Origin of the sequence: Pantoea sp. SS70, assembly GCF_029866845.1 — a bacterium.
GTDB classification, from domain to species: domain Bacteria; phylum Pseudomonadota; class Gammaproteobacteria; order Enterobacterales; family Enterobacteriaceae; genus Pantoea; species Pantoea leporis.
This window is the reverse complement of record NZ_CP117199.1, coordinates 1,630,882-1,647,637: the sequence shown is the minus strand read 5'-3', so window position 1 is coordinate 1,647,637 and position 16,756 is coordinate 1,630,882. Positions and strand designations below refer to the sequence as shown.

At 57.2% G+C, this 16,756-nt stretch carries 15 protein-coding genes; 4 read left to right on the top strand and 11 right to left on the bottom strand.

The window, feature by feature from the left end; translation table 11 throughout:
• Positions 1-66: 66 nt before the first annotated feature.
• From lolE to lolC, 3 genes are read right to left on the bottom strand one after another with little or no spacing between them, the layout of a single operon-like run.
• Complete coding sequence (lolE, locus tag PO881_RS07600; protein ID WP_277974745.1) at positions 67-1,311, bottom strand: lipoprotein-releasing ABC transporter permease subunit LolE; 1,245 nt, start codon at positions 1,309-1,311, stop codon at positions 67-69.
• Entirely contained in the window at positions 1,311-2,012 is a 702-nt protein-coding gene (gene lolD / locus PO881_RS07595; protein ID WP_064740898.1) for a lipoprotein-releasing ABC transporter ATP-binding protein LolD, read from the bottom strand. Before lolD ends, lolE begins: the two co-directional genes overlap by 1 nt.
• A complete protein-coding gene (lolC, locus tag PO881_RS07590; protein WP_280172690.1) occupies positions 2,005-3,204 on the bottom strand; it encodes a lipoprotein-releasing ABC transporter permease subunit LolC in 1,200 nt (399 codons plus the stop codon). Before lolC ends, lolD begins: the two co-directional genes overlap by 8 nt.
• A gap of 229 nt (positions 3,205-3,433) precedes the next feature.
• Between lolC and PO881_RS07585 the strand changes: the two genes are divergently transcribed.
• The gene (locus PO881_RS07585) at positions 3,434-3,643 is read left to right on the top strand and encodes a hypothetical protein (RefSeq protein ID WP_008103029.1); all 210 of its coding nucleotides are present in this window, start codon (positions 3,434-3,436) and stop codon (positions 3,641-3,643) included.
• A gap of 104 nt (positions 3,644-3,747) precedes the next feature.
• Positions 3,748-7,191, top strand: coding sequence for a transcription-repair coupling factor (gene mfd / locus PO881_RS07580; RefSeq protein ID WP_280172689.1), 3,444 nt, complete (start codon positions 3,748-3,750; stop codon positions 7,189-7,191).
• A gap of 180 nt (positions 7,192-7,371) precedes the next feature.
• On the opposite strand, the gene PO881_RS07575 is transcribed toward mfd, so the two are convergent.
• The 8 genes from PO881_RS07575 to hinT form a co-directional block, all read right to left on the bottom strand.
• Entirely contained in the window at positions 7,372-7,914 is a 543-nt protein-coding gene (locus PO881_RS07575) for a glycine zipper 2TM domain-containing protein (protein ID WP_007885735.1), read from the bottom strand.
• A gap of 296 nt (positions 7,915-8,210) precedes the next feature.
• Positions 8,211-9,515, bottom strand: coding sequence for an NAD(P)/FAD-dependent oxidoreductase (locus PO881_RS07570; protein WP_085982480.1), 1,305 nt, complete (start codon positions 9,513-9,515; stop codon positions 8,211-8,213).
• 212 nt (positions 9,516-9,727) lie between these two features.
• Positions 9,728-10,270, bottom strand: coding sequence for an alpha/beta hydrolase YcfP (ycfP, locus tag PO881_RS07565; protein ID WP_192413645.1), 543 nt, complete (start codon positions 10,268-10,270; stop codon positions 9,728-9,730).
• 39 nt (positions 10,271-10,309) lie between these two features.
• The gene (nagZ, locus tag PO881_RS07560; RefSeq protein ID WP_280172688.1) at positions 10,310-11,353 is read right to left on the bottom strand and encodes a beta-N-acetylhexosaminidase; all 1,044 of its coding nucleotides are present in this window, start codon (positions 11,351-11,353) and stop codon (positions 10,310-10,312) included.
• Positions 11,354-11,368: 15 nt separating this feature from the next.
• Positions 11,369-12,184 carry a thiamine kinase gene (thiK, locus tag PO881_RS07555; protein WP_192413966.1) on the bottom strand — a complete coding sequence of 272 codons (816 nt, stop codon included), beginning with the start codon at positions 12,182-12,184 and terminating at the stop codon, positions 11,369-11,371.
• A complete protein-coding gene (gene lpoB, locus PO881_RS07550; protein WP_101760823.1) occupies positions 12,171-12,767 on the bottom strand; it encodes a penicillin-binding protein activator LpoB in 597 nt (198 codons plus the stop codon). Before lpoB ends, thiK begins: the two co-directional genes overlap by 14 nt.
• A 10-nt stretch (positions 12,768-12,777) precedes the next feature.
• Positions 12,778-13,143, bottom strand: coding sequence for a YcfL family protein (locus PO881_RS07545; protein WP_110865934.1), 366 nt, complete (start codon positions 13,141-13,143; stop codon positions 12,778-12,780).
• A gap of 17 nt (positions 13,144-13,160) precedes the next feature.
• Complete coding sequence (gene hinT / locus PO881_RS07540; protein ID WP_137385568.1) at positions 13,161-13,511, bottom strand: purine nucleoside phosphoramidase; 351 nt, start codon at positions 13,509-13,511, stop codon at positions 13,161-13,163.
• Positions 13,512-13,866: 355 nt separating this feature from the next.
• On the opposite strand from hinT, the gene PO881_RS07535 reads away from it, so the two are divergent.
• Together PO881_RS07535 and PO881_RS07530 are read left to right on the top strand one after the other, a co-directional pair.
• Positions 13,867-15,471 (top strand): MFS transporter, encoded by a 1,605-nt coding sequence (locus tag PO881_RS07535; RefSeq protein ID WP_280172687.1) that lies wholly within the window; start codon positions 13,867-13,869, stop codon positions 15,469-15,471.
• Entirely contained in the window at positions 15,468-16,607 is a 1,140-nt protein-coding gene (locus PO881_RS07530; RefSeq protein ID WP_210080517.1) for a glycoside hydrolase family 88 protein, read from the top strand. The genes PO881_RS07535 and PO881_RS07530 overlap by 4 nt, the downstream gene beginning before the upstream one ends.
• The last annotated feature ends 149 nt before the right edge of the window (positions 16,608-16,756 follow it).

Below are 16,756 nucleotides of genomic sequence, written 5' to 3'. Positions count from 1 at the left end.
CGCATCGGGGATTTTTCGGGCTACTCTGCCCGATAATAGCAGCCGCACAGCGGCTGCGTTTTATCTTTACTGACCGCTGAGTACGCGGGCCGGATCGATACGGCTGGCGCGTCGTGCCGGATACCAGCTGGCAATCAGGCTCAGGACAATCGCGGTGGCCAGCACCGAAATCACATCAATCCAGTGCAGTTCGGACGGCAGGAAATCGATAAAGTAGATATCGCCCGCCAGCAGCTGATGCCCGGTCAGGTGCTCAAACACGCGCATCACCGGCGTGAGATTGAGCGCCACCAGCACGCCGACCACCACGCCGCTGACGCTGCCGAGCAGGCCCGCCAGCAAGCCGTACCAGATAAAGATGGCGCGAATCAAACCATCTTTGGCGCCCAGCGTACGCAGCACCGCGATGTCGCTGCTCTTGTCTTTCACCGCCATCACCAGCGTCGAGACGATGTTAAAGCAGGCCACGCCAATCACCAGCACCATGGCTAAATACATAATGGCGCGAATCATCTGGATGTCACGGTACATGTAGCCGTAAGTGCCAATCCAGCTCTTGATGTAGACGTAAGAGTGCGTCACTTTACCGGCGTCATGTATCAACTTCTGCGCCTGGAACGGGTCATTCATCTTCAGCGCAATACCGCTGACGCTGTCGCCCATATCCAGATATTTCTGCGCATCGGCCAGCGGCACCAGCGCCAGGCTGTGATCGAGCATGCCGCTCAGTTGCAGCACGCCGCTGACCTGCAGGCGAATACGTTTCGGCTGCAGCAGCTTATTCTCGCCATCATTATTGGGGATCATGATGGTGATCCAGTCGCCCTGTTTCACATTGAGCGATTTAGCGATGCCGCCACCCAGAATGATTTGCTGTTTACCAGCCGCGAACTGCGACCATGCATCTCCGGCCACAAAGCTCGGCAAGGCGCTAAGACGCGCTTCCTGCTGCGGATCGACGCCTTTCACCTGCAGCGCCTGCAGCTTTGCGCCGCTCTCAATCAGCCCGGTGAAGTTGATATAGGGCGCTGCGGCGGCAATGCCGGCCACCTGCTCAATCGGCGCGATCATCGGTTGCCAGTGACGGAACGGCTGATTCACCGGCTCGATTTCACCGTGCGGTACCACCGCCAGAATGCGGTTATTCAGCTCACGCTCAAAGCCGTTCATGGCGCTCAGGCCGATGATCAGCACCGCCACGCCCAGCGCAATGCCGATGGTGGAGATGATGGAGATCAGCGAGACCATGCCACCACGCCGCCGACCGCGGCTAAAACGCAGCCCGAGCAGCAGGGATAATGACGAAGCCATCAGATCACTCCCAGCGTCAGTTGGTCGCTCAGCTCACCGTCGCGCATCTCCATCTGGCGGCTCAGGCGTTTCGCCAGCTGCAGATCGTGCGTCACTACCAGAAAAGCGGTGCCCTGTTTAACGTTCAGCTCGCCGAGCAGTTCAAAAATCGCGTCGGCGTTGCGCGCATCGAGGTTACCGGTAGGTTCATCGGCCATCACCAGCCGCGGACGATTCACCAGCGCGCGGGCAATCGCCACACGCTGACGTTCACCGCCCGAAAGTTCAGAAGGCCGATGCGCAGCACGTTTTTCCAGCCCGACCGCCGCCAGCATTTCACGCGCGCGTGATTCCGCTTCCGCTTTGCCAATTTTGCCAATCAGCAGCGGCATCGCCACGTTCTCCAGCGCGCTAAAATCCGGCAGCAGATGGTGGAACTGATAGATAAAGCCCAGCTCACGGTTGCGCAGCTCGGCTTTCGCGGCTGACGACATCGCATTCAGCGATTTACCATCAAAAACCACATCGCCGGAAGTCGGCGCATCCAGGCCGCCGAGCAGATGCAGTAAGGTACTTTTACCCGAACCGGAGCTGCCGACAATCGCCGTCAGTTCACCCGGCTGCAGGCTGAAAGCCACATTGCGCAGCACATCGGTCTGCACGCTGCCTTCCTGATAGCGTTTGCAGAGGTCACGACACTGCAACAAAGGAGTATTACTCATAACGTAAAGCCTCAGCGGGTTGGACGGCGGCAGCGCGCCACGACGGATAAAGGGTAGAAAGCAGCGCGACGGCCATTGAGACCAGCGCAATGGTGATCACCTGCAACACATTGATGTCGACCGGCAGCGCCGCGCCATCAAGGAACAGACCAATCACCGGCATCAAGTTATTCAGCTGGCTGGCAAGCAGCACGCCAAGCACGGTGCCCAGCAGCGCGCCAATAATGCCCGCGCTGGCGCCCTGCACCATAAACACCGCGACAATCTGGCGACGGGTTAACCCCAGCGTTTGCAAAATGGCCACTTCGCCCTGCTTCTCCATGATCAGCAGGCCCAGCGAGGTAATGATATTAAAAGCCGCCACCGCGATGATCAGGCTCAGCAGCAGCCCCATCATGTTTTTTTCCATACGTACCGCCTGGAACAAATCGCCTTTGCGTTCGCGCCAGTCTTTCCACGTCAGGCCCTCCGGCAGTTTCTGCTGGCTGAGCGCATCAACGCTTAACGGCTTATCCAGCCACAAACGCCAGCCGGTGATGTTGCCGAGCGGATAGCGCATCACGCGTGACGCATCCTGCTGATTGACCAGAATTTGATAGCCATCCACTTCGCTGTTGGCGGCATAGGTGCCAGCCACGGTGAAAATACGCTGGCTCGGCAAACGTCCTACCGGCGTGAACTGGCTGACCGATGGCACCATCAGACGCAGCTGATCGCCGCGCTTCACACCCAGCTGTGCAGTCAGCTGTTCACCGAGGATGACGTTGTACTGGCCCGGCTGCAGCACGCTTTGTTGGGTGTTGACGAGGAATGGCGTCAGCGGATCCTGTTCGTCGGGATTGATGCCGAGCATCACGCCGACCGAGACGTTACGCGCGCTTTGTAGCACCACATCGGCGGTCGTCAGCGGTGCGATGCGCTTAACCCCTTGCAGTTTGAGATTATCGGCGGGCAACGCCTTCGGACTGATGCTGCCTTTTTCGCTGGTGATCAGCGCCTGCGGCATCAGGCCGAGGATATTGCCTTCCAGCTCGCGCTCAAAGCCATTCATCACCGACAACACGGTGACCAGCGCCAGCACGCCGAGCGTGATGCCGATAGTTGAGAGCCAGGAGACGAAGCGACCAAAGCGGTCTGAGGCACGTCCACGCATGTAGCGTAAACCGATGAATAACGCGACTGGTTGATACATGAGATCCGTCTTGGCAGTTGCCTGAAAATAAGTAGTGGGATGATAAAGGAGGCGTCCCCTTTATGAAACCTCTAACCCTCTGAGTCTGCGGCAAAGTTGTGTCAAAAACCGTCCCAGCCAACGCTTATGCATAAAATTGCGACAAATTAATGATGTTATTTGTACGTTTATTCGTCATTGGCTGGCGTAGACTTAAAGGTGAATTACCGTAGGCGACGAGGAGTACACCATGTTCAAGTTCCCCAAAAGCAGCATTGTTAAGCATAAATCGGGTGAAATTAAAGGCGAGATCGTCAACGTTTTTGAACAGGGAGATGCGCCAACCGGCTATTACGTGAAGTGGGACGACGGCAACCACAGCTACCATCTGGAGAAAGAGCTGTCCTGGGCCAATGTCGACCGCCCACGTATGCACTACACACAGCAATCGAGTAAGTAGCTCAACCGGCAAAAGTGTGAGAAATCGCACCACGACAGATGATCCTCAGGGCGGATTATGGAATGATGACGCCCTGTAATCCAAGGAGAGAATGTCGAGATCCCATGTCGGAACAGAGTCGTTATACCCTGCCAGTCAAAGCCGGCGACCATCGCCAGCTCGGCCAGCTCGTCGGCGCCGCGCAAGCGCTTGAGTGCGCCAGCATCACCGAACGCCACAGCGGTCCGGTGTTGATGATTACCCCGGATATGCAATCTGCCCTGCGTCTGCAGGAGGAGATTCGCCAGTTCACCGATCTGCCGGTCACCCATCTCGCTGACTGGGAAACGCTGCCCTACGACAGCTTCTCGCCGCATCAGGACATCATCTCAGCTCGCCTCTCCACGCTGTATCAACTGCCCAACTTAACGCGCGGGATGCTGATTATGCCGGTCAACACGCTGATGCAGCGCGTGTGTCCGCACAGCTTCCTGCACGGCCATGCGCTGGTGATGCAGCAAGGGCAAAAGCTGTCGCGCGATGCGCTGCGCGATCAGCTGGAGCAGGCCGGTTATCGTCACGTCGATCAGGTGATGGAGCACGGTGAATACGCCACGCGCGGTGCGCTGCTCGATCTGTTCCCGATGGGCAGCGACCAACCTTATCGCATCGACTTCTTTGACGATGAGATCGACAGCCTGCGTCTGTTTGATGTCGATACGCAGCGCACGCTGGAGGCGGTCAACGCGATCAACCTGTTGCCGGCGCATGAATTCCCCACGGATAAAGCCGCCATCGAGCTGTTCCGCAGCCGCTGGCGCGAAACCTTTGACGTACGGCGCGAGCCGGAGCATGTCTATCAGCAGGTGAGCAAAGGCACGCTACCCGCCGGTATCGAATACTGGCAGCCGCTGTTCTTTGAGCAGGCGTTGCCGACGCTGTTCAGCTATCTGCCCGCCAATACGCTGCTGCTCAATAGCGGCGATTTGCTGGCCAGCGCCGAGCGCTTCTGGCTTGACGCCAACGCGCGCTTTGAGAATCGCCGTATCGATCCGATGCGCCCGCTGCTGGAGCCGGTCACGCTGTGGCTGCGTCCCGACACGCTGATGAGCGAACTGAAAGCCTGGCCGCGCATGCAGTTAAGCAGCGAGACGCTGCCGGAAAAAGCAGCGAATACCAATCTCGGTTATCAGCCGCTGCCGGAATTGACGGTGCAGGCGCAGGCCAAAGCGCCACTCGATCTGCTGCGTCAGTTCCTTGAACAATTCAGCGGTCAGGTGATTTTCTCGGTTGAGAGTGAAGGCCGCCGTGAAAGCCTGCAAGAGCTGTTGGCGCGCATTAAACTGCGTCCACAGGCTATCGATCACTTTGATCAGGCCGCCAATCAGCCGCTTAGCCTGATGATTGGCGCCAGCGAGCGCGGCTTTATCGATACGCAACGCCAGCTGGCGTTGATCTGCGAAAGCGATCTGCTTGGCGAGCGCGTCAGTCGTCGTCGCCAGGATAATCGCCGCACCATCAATCCTGATGTGCTGATCCGCAACCTCGCCGAGCTGCATCCCGGCCAGCCGGTGGTGCATCTGGAGCACGGCGTTGGGCGTTATATCGGCCTGACCACGCTGGAAGCCGGCGGCATCGTCGCTGAGTATCTGATGCTCTCCTATGCGGGCGACGCCAAGCTGTACGTGCCGGTTTCATCACTGCATCTGATTAGCCGCTATGCCGGTGGCGCGGATGAAAACGCGCCGCTGCATAAACTTGGCAGCGATGCCTGGTCACGCGCGCGGCAGAAAGCTGCTGAGAAAGTGCGCGACGTGGCGGCAGAGCTGCTGGATATTTACGCTCAGCGCGCAGCCAAAACCGGCTTTGCCTTTAAGCACGATCGCGATCAGTATCAGCTGTTCTGCGAAGGCTTCCCGTTTGAAACCACGCCGGATCAAGGCCAGGCGATCAACGCGGTGCTGAGCGACATGTGTCAGCCGCTGGCGATGGATCGTCTGGTGTGCGGCGACGTCGGCTTTGGTAAAACCGAAGTGGCGATGCGCGCTGCGTTTCTGGCGGTTGAGAACGCCAAACAGGTCGCGGTGCTGGTGCCCACCACGCTGCTGGCGCAGCAGCATTACGACAACTTCCGCGATCGTTTCGCTAACTGGCCGGTGCGCATTGAAATGCTGTCGCGCTTCCGCACCGCCAAAGAGCAGAGTCAGGTGCTGGAACAGGCGCGCGAGGGCAAAGTCGATATTCTGATTGGCACCCATAAGCTGCTGTCGAGCGACCTGAAGTGGCACGATCTCGGCCTGCTAATTGTCGATGAAGAGCACCGCTTTGGCGTGCGTCATAAAGAGCGGATCAAGGCGATGCGCGCCGATGTCGATATCCTGACGCTCACCGCCACGCCGATTCCGCGTACCCTGAATATGGCGATGAGCGGCATGCGCGATCTGTCGATTATTGCCACGCCACCGGCACGACGCATGGCGGTGAAAACCTTTGTGCGTGAGTACGACAGCCTGGTGGTGCGCGAGGCAATCCTGCGTGAAGTGCTGCGCGGCGGCCAGGTTTACTATCTCTACAATGACGTAGAGAACATCGAGAAAGCGGCGCAGCGATTGGCCGATCTGGTGCCGGAAGCGCGCATTGCCATTGGTCACGGTCAGATGCGCGAACGCGATCTCGAGCGGGTGATGAATGATTTCCACCATCAGCGCTTTAACGTGCTGGTGTGTACCACCATCATCGAAACCGGTATCGACGTACCCAGCGCCAACACCATTATCATCGAACGCGCCGACCACTTTGGTCTGGCGCAGCTGCATCAGCTGCGTGGCCGCGTGGGACGTTCGCACCATCAGGCCTATGCGTGGCTGCTGACGCCGCATCCAAAAGCGATGACCACTGATGCGCAAAAACGTCTGGAAGCTATCGCGTCGCTGGAAGATCTCGGCGCCGGTTTTGCGCTGGCAACCCACGATCTGGAGATTCGCGGCGCGGGTGAGCTGCTCGGCGAAGATCAAAGCGGCCAGATGGAAACCATCGGCTTCACGCTGTATATGGAGCTGCTGGAGAACGCGGTCGATGCGCTGAAGGCGGGCCGCGAGCCGTCGCTGGAAGATCTCACCAGCAATCAAACCGAAATTGAACTGCGTATGCCTGCCCTGCTGCCGGATGATTTTATCCCGGATGTGAATACCCGCTTGTCGCTCTACAAGCGTGTGGCCAGCGCCGCCGATGAGCAGGATTTGGCGGAGCTGAAGGTTGAGATGATTGACCGCTTCGGCAAGCTGCCGGATGCCGCGCGTAATCTGCTGGATGTTGCCGGGCTGCGTTTAGTGGCGCGCCAGTTGGGGATTCGTAAGATTGAAGCCAGCGACAAAGGCGGATTCTTCGAGTTTGCGCCGCAGAATCAGGTTGATCCGGGCTGGCTGATTGGCCTGCTGCAGAAAGATCCTCAGCAATGGAAGCTGGATGGCCCAACACGATTGAAGTTCACCCGCGATATGGCGGACCGGAAAAACCGTATGGAGTGGGTGCAGGGATTTGTCAGCGAGCTGGCGAAAAACCGGGTTTAGTGGATATCCGCACGGAATCGTTGCGGCGCGATTCATCGCGCGCCTTTGACTCCGTGCGCCATTGATGATGCGCAACAAATTGCGCCGCTACGAATCCGTGCGCATTGAGGATCTCACACATAAAAAAAGCGCCTTGCGGCGCTTTTTTCGTTACTGCTGCTGTGATGCATCTTTGCCCAATTAGGCCTGATTTGAATTGAGGATCAGCTGACCATTACGGTCGAGCGGAATGCGGGTACCAGGGTCGTTTTCCATGCGGATTTTGCCCTGCTGGTCGCCTATTTTATAGGTCACATCATAACCCAGCATTTTTTCCTGTTTGTCATATACCGTTTTGCAACGCTGCTCGTTGGTGGTGTACGTGTCGCGATCCTGCAGCGCACCCTGCACCTGATTACCACCGTAACCGCCAGCTAACGCACCCGCTACCGTAGCCACATCGCGCCCGCGTCCGCCACCAAACTGATGGCCCAACACGCCGCCGGCTACCGCGCCCAGCACCGAACCGGCAATGCGATTCTCATCCTGGACCGCACGACGATGGGTCAGCGTCACATTGCGACACTCCTGTCGCGGCTGCTTGATGCTCTCTTTAATCGGCGTCGCCGACAGGACTTGTGCAAACTGCGGGCCGCGATCAAAAACATCCATGCTGGCGACTGCGGCAACACCTAATGCTGCTGCCACGCCGATACCGATACCCGCTAACATTGATTTATTCACAGGAATATCCTCCTGAAGGTTGTTACCGCGCATTCCTGCCGCTACCAGATCCTGTGTAGCCGAGGCATAACCGGCGTGCGCGCCGCGCCGTGTTTGTTGGTGATAAGTTTTACAGATGGACCGTAATTGCAACATCAGATTAATGGAGGAAACGCAGCGGAAACCCATCAGGGCCAGCTTTTAGGAGAGTTCCGAGAGCGGATGAAATAGTGCCGTAACCTAAAGCTGAACGTGCAGTTTTCAGCGGGTTACGGCAGCTGGTGTGGCGGAGGGCGGCATTCACCGCCCGAAAATCATCAGTGTAGCTTGAGACGCGGACGCAGGACGCGGTTAAGACTGCCGACCAGCATCATAAGACCGGTCTTGAAGTATCCGTGGAGCGCAATCTGGTGCATACGATATAGAGAGATGTAGACAAAACGCGCAATGCGCCCTTCCACCATCATCGATCCGCGCATCAGGTTACCCATCAAACTGCCGACGGTGCTGAAGCGCGACAGCGACACCAGCGAACCGTGATCTTTATAAACATAGGCTTTCAACGGTTTGTCTTTACGCTGTGCAAGGATGTTCTCCAGCGCGCGCGACGCCATTTGATGCGCTGACTGCGCGCGCGGCGGTACAAATCCGCCCCCCGGCAGCGCACAGGAGGCGCAATCACCAATGGCGTAGATGTCGTCATCCAGCGTGGTTTGCAGCGTCTCTTTTACCACCAGCTGATTGATGCGGTTGGTTTCCAGACCGCCAATCTCTTTCAGGAAGTCTGGCGCCTTGATACCGGCCGCCCACACCATCAGATCGGCATCAATGAATTCGCCGCCTTTGGTATTCAAGCCGTTTTCGGTGGCGCTGGTGACCATGGTTTGCGTCAACACGCGTACGCCAAGTTTGGTCAGCTCCTGATGCGCCGCCGCCGAGATACGCGGTGGCAGCGCCGGCAGAATGCGTTCACCGGCTTCCACCAGCGTGACGTTCAGCGAGCTGCTATCCAGACCTTTGTAGCCGTAGCTGTGCAACTGTTTCACCGCGTTATACAGCTCTGCAGAGAGTTCCACGCCGGTGGCGCCGCCGCCGACAATGGCGATGTTGACTTTTTCCAGGCTGCCTTCGCTGGCCGAGAAACGCAGGAACAGGTTGAGCATTTCGTTATGGAAACGACGCGCCTGATGCGGGTTGTCGAGGAAGATGCAGTGATCTTTTACGCCCGGCGTGCCGAAGTCATTTGAGGTGCTGCCAAGCGCGATGACCAGACGATCGTAGGCCAGCTCACGCTGCGGCACTAACAGTGCGCCTTCCGCATCGCGGATTTCGGCCAGCTCAAGGGTTTTGTTTTCACGATTGATTTGCGTCAGCGATCCCAGCTGGAACTGGAAACCGTGATTACGCGCGTGCGCCAGATAGCTTAGCGCATCAATCCCTTCGTCCATCGAACCGGTTGCCACTTCATGCAGCAGCGGTTTCCATAGATGACTGTGGTTACGATCGACCAGGATGATCTCGGCTTTCTTCTTGCGTCCCAGCTTGTGACCGAGCTGCGTTGCCAGCTCTAAGCCGCCAGCACCACCGCCGATGATAACGATTTTTTCCATAGATGTAGTCAACAAGGACCCCCTCAAAGTTGTAAACCAATAGTTAATTAATGGTTAATAAAAACCTTAATAAACATAGGGTTGGCGACGTTAAATCGCGAGCTGAGGGCAGAATATCACGGCGTCAGAGACATCACATAAGAAAATTGATGTACATCAATCTTTCAGCTGCATTATCAGAATGTTACACATTTTATGCGCCGCATCACACGGCGCGCGGACGGTCAGGCGAGGAGTTTGAAGGCTTTGATGCGCTGCAAATGCGGCGCGATGTTCTTGAATTTGTGGCTGGCTGCGTCATCCCAGATAATTTCATAGAACGGCTGCAGGTACGTCGCGCTGCGCTGATTATCCAGCGCTTCATCTTGTCGAGACAAAATCGCCAGACACTTTTCGCGGTTCTTTTCGCGGAAATCGTTGACGCACTTAGTGGCGATATCGAGATACTCTTCCGGGCGATCGATTTTGCCTTCCATGTTCTCAAACGGGAACAGATTTGGATTGAAGATCACCTGACGCATGCCGCACAGGAAGCCAATGCGTTCGGCCCAATAACCCCCCAGCCCAACCCCGCAAATCAGCGGATGCGCATCGTCGCCCTGTTGCAGCAGCTTGTCGCACTCTTTCAGCAGAAACTGCATGTCGTGTTTGGGATGGCGGGTGCTGTAGCTGACTAATCTGACGTCCGGGTCAATAAACTGCAGCTGCAGCACCTTTTCATGGTTGCCCGGACTGTTGGAATCAAAACCGTGCAGATAGATGATCATGATTATCCTCAGCGTGGAGTGAAATCCGGGCAGCGAAGCTTATCTGCCCGAGGCTTTGTGCGCCAGCCAGCGCTCTTGCAACGCGCTTAACTGACGCTGATTTTGCCGCCAGCGCTCGCTTGCCAGCAGGCTTTGACGGGTAAAACGCCCTTGATGGTATAACTGCGTCACGCGCTCTGCCCCGATCGGCGTCAAGTTATCCAGCACGCTCACCGCGCCCGCGCGTTGATTGCACACCAGGATCATATCGCAACCGGCATTCAGCGACTGCTGCGCGCGTTCGGCGTAGCTGCCCATCACCGCGGCACCTTCCATCGACAGATCGTCAGAGAAAATCACGCCGTTAAAGCTGAGCTCCTGGCGCAATACGGTTTGCAGCCAATACGGCGAACCGCTGGCAGGCAACGGATCCACCTCAGTATAGATAACGTGCGCCGGCATCACCGCATCAAGAAGCTGCTCGTCGATCAACTGCTTAAAGATCGCCATGTCATGCTGACGCAGCGTGGCGGCATCGCGGTTGTCGCGCGGCGTCTCTTTATGCGAATCGGCACTGACCGCACCGTGACCGGGGAAGTGTTTGCCGGTGGTTTTCATGCCGGCTTCATGCATGCCGTTGATAAAACGGCGCGCGACCTGTAGGGCGATGGCCGGATCTTCATGGAATGAACGATCGCCGATCGCCGCGCTGATGTGGCCAATATCGAGCACCGGCGCGAAACTGATGTCGATGTCCATGGCGATCATCTCCGACGCCATCTGCCAGCCCGCCTGCTGCGCCAGTTCACCGGCACTATTGAGATCGTGCAGCGCGGCGAACGATTGCATCGCCGGCAGCTGCGTGAAGCCGTCGCGGAAACGCTGCACGCGACCGCCTTCCTGATCCACCGCCACCACCAGACGATTGCGCGAAGCGGCGCGAATCTGGCGCACCAGCTCTGCTAACTGCTCAACGTCGTGGAAGTTGCGGGCAAACAGAATCAGTCCGCCCACCAGCGGATGCTGCAGAATTTCGCGTTCTTCGGCGTCCAGCTCATAGCTTTCGACGTCAAGCATCAGCGGTCCGGGCATGTTCATGGTCATGATTAAAATCCTGAGTTAAAGGTCGTGCCAGCTGGCCTGCGCCAGCTGCAGTAAGGTGTCATCCTGGCTCTGCTCGGCACGCAGCTGATACCAGCTGGCCATCAGCAGCTGCAGCCATGGTTGCCAGCGCTGCATCTGGCACGCCAGTGCTGGCTCATCCAGTTGCGCGCGCGCGGCGTAATCGGTAATCCACGCAGAACGCGTATCGCCATCAACCGCACACACCGCCGCCAGCTCCAGCGCCACGTCACCGTCGGCGGCATATTCCCAGTCGATCAGGCGTAAACCTTCCGGCGTGGCAATCAGGTTGCCGGCGTGGACATCCATATGCAGCGGTGCCAGGCGCAGCGGCTGCGGTTCGCCCTGCTGTAATAAGCGTTGCAGACGACGCTGCCAGCGCCAGTGACGCTGCCGGCAAAGCTGCCAATAGCGCTGTAGCAGCGGCGCTAATCGTAAACGGTAGCCGGTGAGCGGCTGTTGATGCAGACGCTGCAGCAGCGCCACAATCGCCTGCCGCTGCGCGTTAAACTGCGCGGAAGTGAGCACCTCACCCGGCAGCCAGCTTTGCAGCAGCCAGGGATGGCGCCACGCCAGCGGCTGCGGCCCCAGCTGTGCATGCCGGAGCTGCTGCAGAATGCGGTATTCGCGCTGGCGATCGACAAACGGGATCGGCTGCGGCGGCGCTCGTCGCGCCAGCAATTCGCCCTGCGGCATCTGCACGCGCACGCTTTGCCCGCTCAGTCCCGGCAGCGCGAAAAAATGACCGGCAGCTTGCGCCGTCGGCCATTGTTGCTGAAGCAGGTTTTGCAGCTGGGGATCAGGGTTGAGCAACACCGTTTCCTGACCAGATGATTTCACCGGTTTGTACCAGCATCAGCTGCATTTGCAGCGTCGGTGATTTCACATCGCCCTGCGCATTGCTGTAGAGCACATACTGCGCGTTAACGTTGCGCGCCAGGCCAATCGCTTTACTGCGCGAGTTGAGGCTGTCATCCGGCGACAAGCCCAGTGTTTGCTTGGCCTGCGCCAGCTGTTCTGGGGTGATCAGCGTGAACTTGCCGTTGTTGGCCAGCGCATTCTGAATCGCGTCGGTGGCTTTGTCGGTTTGCAGCGCGCCATTAGTACTGTTCTTGATGCGATCCACCAGCAGCACGCTGCCCGGATTTACGCCTGAAGATTGCACCATCTTACCGACCAACGGCTGGACGCTGGCATCCCAGTTAATGGTTTTCAGCTTTGGTGGCTGCGGCACGGTTTGCGGCGGCGGCACTGGCTGCGGCGTAGGTTCAACCGGCTGAGTGGGCGTAGTCGGCTGCGTGGGTTCTACCGGTGCCGGCGTCTGTTGTTGCACCACACAACCGGTGAGCATTAGCGCAAATAACAACGCGCCCGAACGTTTTACACTGCGAATCACAGCTTACTCCTCAAAGATAAAGATAGAGACGCACCTTACTGGCGGTCGGATTGCCCATTTGTGAGGCCACTTCTACGCTGCCGTGCGCCGGAACGATTTGGCTTTGCGCCGGCTCTTCCGGCGTGATTTCCAATCCTTTGTCGTCGTACCAATAGAAACGATAGTGCACTTTCACCGGCGTTTCACGCTGGTTGTACAACATGCTCATGGCACGCTGCTGACCATCTTGTTCGGTCAACTTCGGATCATCGGTAATAATGCCCGCGGATAACACCGCCGATTCCATCACCAGCGACTGCGAGGTATTAATCATCGGCTTATCGCTGCTGCAACCTGCAAGGGTCAGCAACAGCAAGCCACTCAGCCATTGACGCATCACATTGTCCGCCTGAGTTAGCTGGCCAGCATCGGGCCCAGCGGCTGACCGCCAACCAAATGCATATGGATGTGATAAACCTCCTGACCGCCATGGCTGTTGCAGTTGATGATCAGACGATAGCCATCTTCGGCAATGCCTTCTTCACGGGCAATTTTGGCGGCCACGATGATCATCCGGCCCAGCGCCTGCTCGTGTGCGGGCTGCGCATCATTGGCGGTGGGAATCAATACGTTGGGGATGATCAAGATATGGGTAGGCGCTTTCGGCGCGATATCACGGAAGGCGGTGACCAGTTCGTCCTGATAAACCACGTCGGCGGGGATCTCGCGACGGATGATTTTACTGAAAATGGTTTCTTCAGCCATGGTGCATTTCCTTAAGCCTGAGTTCAGTCAGGCAGTATGCGTGAGGAATTCCATTTCTTTCAACCTCAGGACCACAATTCCTGCATTAAATGGCTGCCTTTAAGCCGATTTAACCCTTCGCCACGCATGTGCTGCAGCTCGCATTCCTGACATCTCCTTAACCATAAAAATGAAACGCTGTTTTATAAATTAGAGATATCACGCCTTTTTCTTTGTGATTTTGCCACTCATCTGCAAGTCATTGCGAAATCACGAAGGTTTGCCAGCTTAAGCCGCTCTACTTTCAATCCAATCCGCGCAAGTTGTACGGAGTGATGAGGGATGTGTTTACCGACTAATTCAAGGAGAACCTGCCATGCGCTCTCGTAAGATTGGCCTGGGCCATTATCTGGCCTATGGGTCCGGGGATTTCCTCGGTGCAGGCACCACGGCGCTAACTGCCGCCTGGCTGCTCTACTTTTACACCACCTTTTGTGGGCTCTCGCCGATTCAGGCGACCTTCATTTTCGCCGCCGCCCGCGTACTGGATGCGGTGGTGAGCCCGCTGATGGGTTTCCTGACCGATAACTTCGGTTCGACCTGGCTCGGCAAGCGCTTTGGCCGCCGCAAATTTTTTATCCTGCTCGGTATTCCGTGCGTGTTCAGCTACAGCCTGATGTGGGTTGGCGACATGAGTTTTTGGTGGTATCTGCTGACTTATCTGCTGTTCGATATGGTCTACACCATGATTCTGGTGCCTTACGAAACGCTGGTACCGGAGATGACCGATGATTTCAAACAGAAAACCCGCTTCTCTGGCGCGCGTATTGGCCTGGCGCAGCTGTCGGCCATTCTGGCAGCGTTCCTGCCGGGCATACTGATTGGCTGGTTTGGCAAAGAGAATCCGATCTCCTTCTTCTACGCCAGCCTGGTGTTCTCGGTGATTTGTGCGCTGGTATTAACGTTGGTGTGGCTGTTTACCTGGGAACGCGATCCCGACGATTTCTCTGCCGAATCGCGCCGCGCCGAGCAGGAAAAATCACAGCTGACCTTGCTGCAGAGCCTGAAGCGCCTCTACACCGAGCTGGCCTCAACGCTGCGCATTCGTATTTTCCGCCAGCATCTGGGCATGTATCTCGGCGGCTATATTGCGCAGGACGTGTTTAACGCGGTGTTCACCTGGTATGTGGTGTTTGTGCTGATGCAAAGCGCGCAGATCGCCTCCAACCTGATGGGCACCATGGCGGTGATGCAGTTTATTGCGGTGATGGCGATGATTCCGCTGTGTATCCGCCTTGGACCTGCGCCCGCGTATCGTATGGTGGTGGTGCTGTTTGGTCTTAGCGCCCTCTCCTACGCCGGATTGTGGTACACCGGCATGAACGATAATTTCGCCCTGCTGGTACTGATTTCTGGCCTTGCTGGACTCGGTCGCGGCGGCATCAACTATGTGCCGTGGAATACTTACACTTATATCGCTGACGTCGATGAAGTGATTACCGGCCAACGTCGCGAAGGCATTTTTGCCGGCATCATGACGCTGACGCGCAAAGCCTCGCAGGCGGGTGCGGTGATGTTCGTCGGTATCGTGTTGCAGCTGGCGGGCTTCTCTTCCGGCCAGGCCACGCAGGTGCCGGCTGTCGGCCATACCATTCTGGCGATCCTCAGCGTGGGCACGCTCTGCGTGCTGGCCTGCGGCTTCATTATTTCACTGCGCTTTAAACTCAATCTGCAAACCCACACCGTGCTGCGCGAAGAGACGTTGAAAATGCGCGAAGCCGGACGCGTGGTGCCAGAGCGTATTTCGCCACAGGCGCGTGAAGTGGTCGAAATGCTGGCGGGCATGCCGTATGAAAATCTGTGGGGCAATAACAACGTCGGGTATCTCAACCGTCACAAGCCTTCCGCACCGCCGCTGCCGACGCAGCCACGATCTTTACCTTCTCTCTCTACCCTGATTAACGATAGGAATGAACCATGACTGTATTTCCTGTAAAGCACAGCGCGTTACTGCGCCAGCCTGAATATCTGTTGCCACGTACTGAGCTGGTGCAGTTGATTCAGCGGCTAACCCATAATCTGGTGAATATTACCGATCACAGCGGCGAGTTTTTGCTGCGCCTCGATGATGGCCGCGTGATCGATACCAAAGGCTGGGCCGGTTGGGAGTGGACGCACGGCATCGGCCTGTACGGCATGCTGCACTATTATCAGCAAACCGGCGATCAAGCGACGCTGAAGATTATCGATGACTGGTTCAGCACGCGCCTGGCGGAAGGTACGCCAACCAAGAACGTCAATACCGTTTGCCCGTTCCTGACGCTGGCGTATCGCTATGAAGAGACGCGCAATGCCGCATGGCGACCGGTGCTGGAGCGTTGGGCTGAATGGGTGATGTATGAGATGCCGCGCACCGAGCAAGGCGGCTTGCAGCACATCGTCTACAACAACGAAAATACCCAGCAGCTGTGGGATGACACCTTAATGATGAGCGTGATGGCGCTGGCGAAGATTGGCCAGCTGCTGGATCGTCCTGAGTTTGTCGAAGAAGCCAGTTATCAGTTCCTGATTCATACCCAATACTTAATGGATCGCCAAACCGGTTTGTGGTTCCACGGCTGGACGTTTGAGGGACGGCACAACTTTGCCAATGCACGTTGGGCGCGCGGCAACAGCTGGTTGACTATCGTCATTCCTGATTTCCTCGAGATGATGAACTGGCCGGAACAGCACGCCACGCGGCGTTTCCTGCAGCAGGTGCTGGAGAGTCAGGTGAAGGCGCTGAGCGCCTGTCAGCACAGCAGCGGTTTGTGGCACACCTTGCTCGACGATCCCAACAGCTACCCGGAAGCCTCCGCCACCGCCGGTTTCGCCTATGGCATTCTTAAAGCGGTGCGCAAACATTATCTTTCGCCCGAATATTTGCCGCTGGCGGAGAAAGCGTTGCGCGGCGTGATCGGCAATATCGATGAGGATGGGGAATTGAAGCAGGTGTCGTTCGGAACAGCGATGGGCAGCGATCTCGAGTATTACCGCCAAATCCCGCTCACCTCAATGCCGTATGGTCAGGCCATGGCGCTGCTGTGTTTGACGGAGTATTTGCGGGTTTATTTATAGCAAAAAACCCTCGTCTGAGGGTTTAACTACTTACGCTGGAAGAGGCGTCAGATCGTAAAGTCGCCATAAACCGTCCCTGGGGCTCGGCCCGCGACATCCTTGTCGCGGGACGCTTTACTCCTCTGCCGCCTCTTCCTGCTCTCAACGCA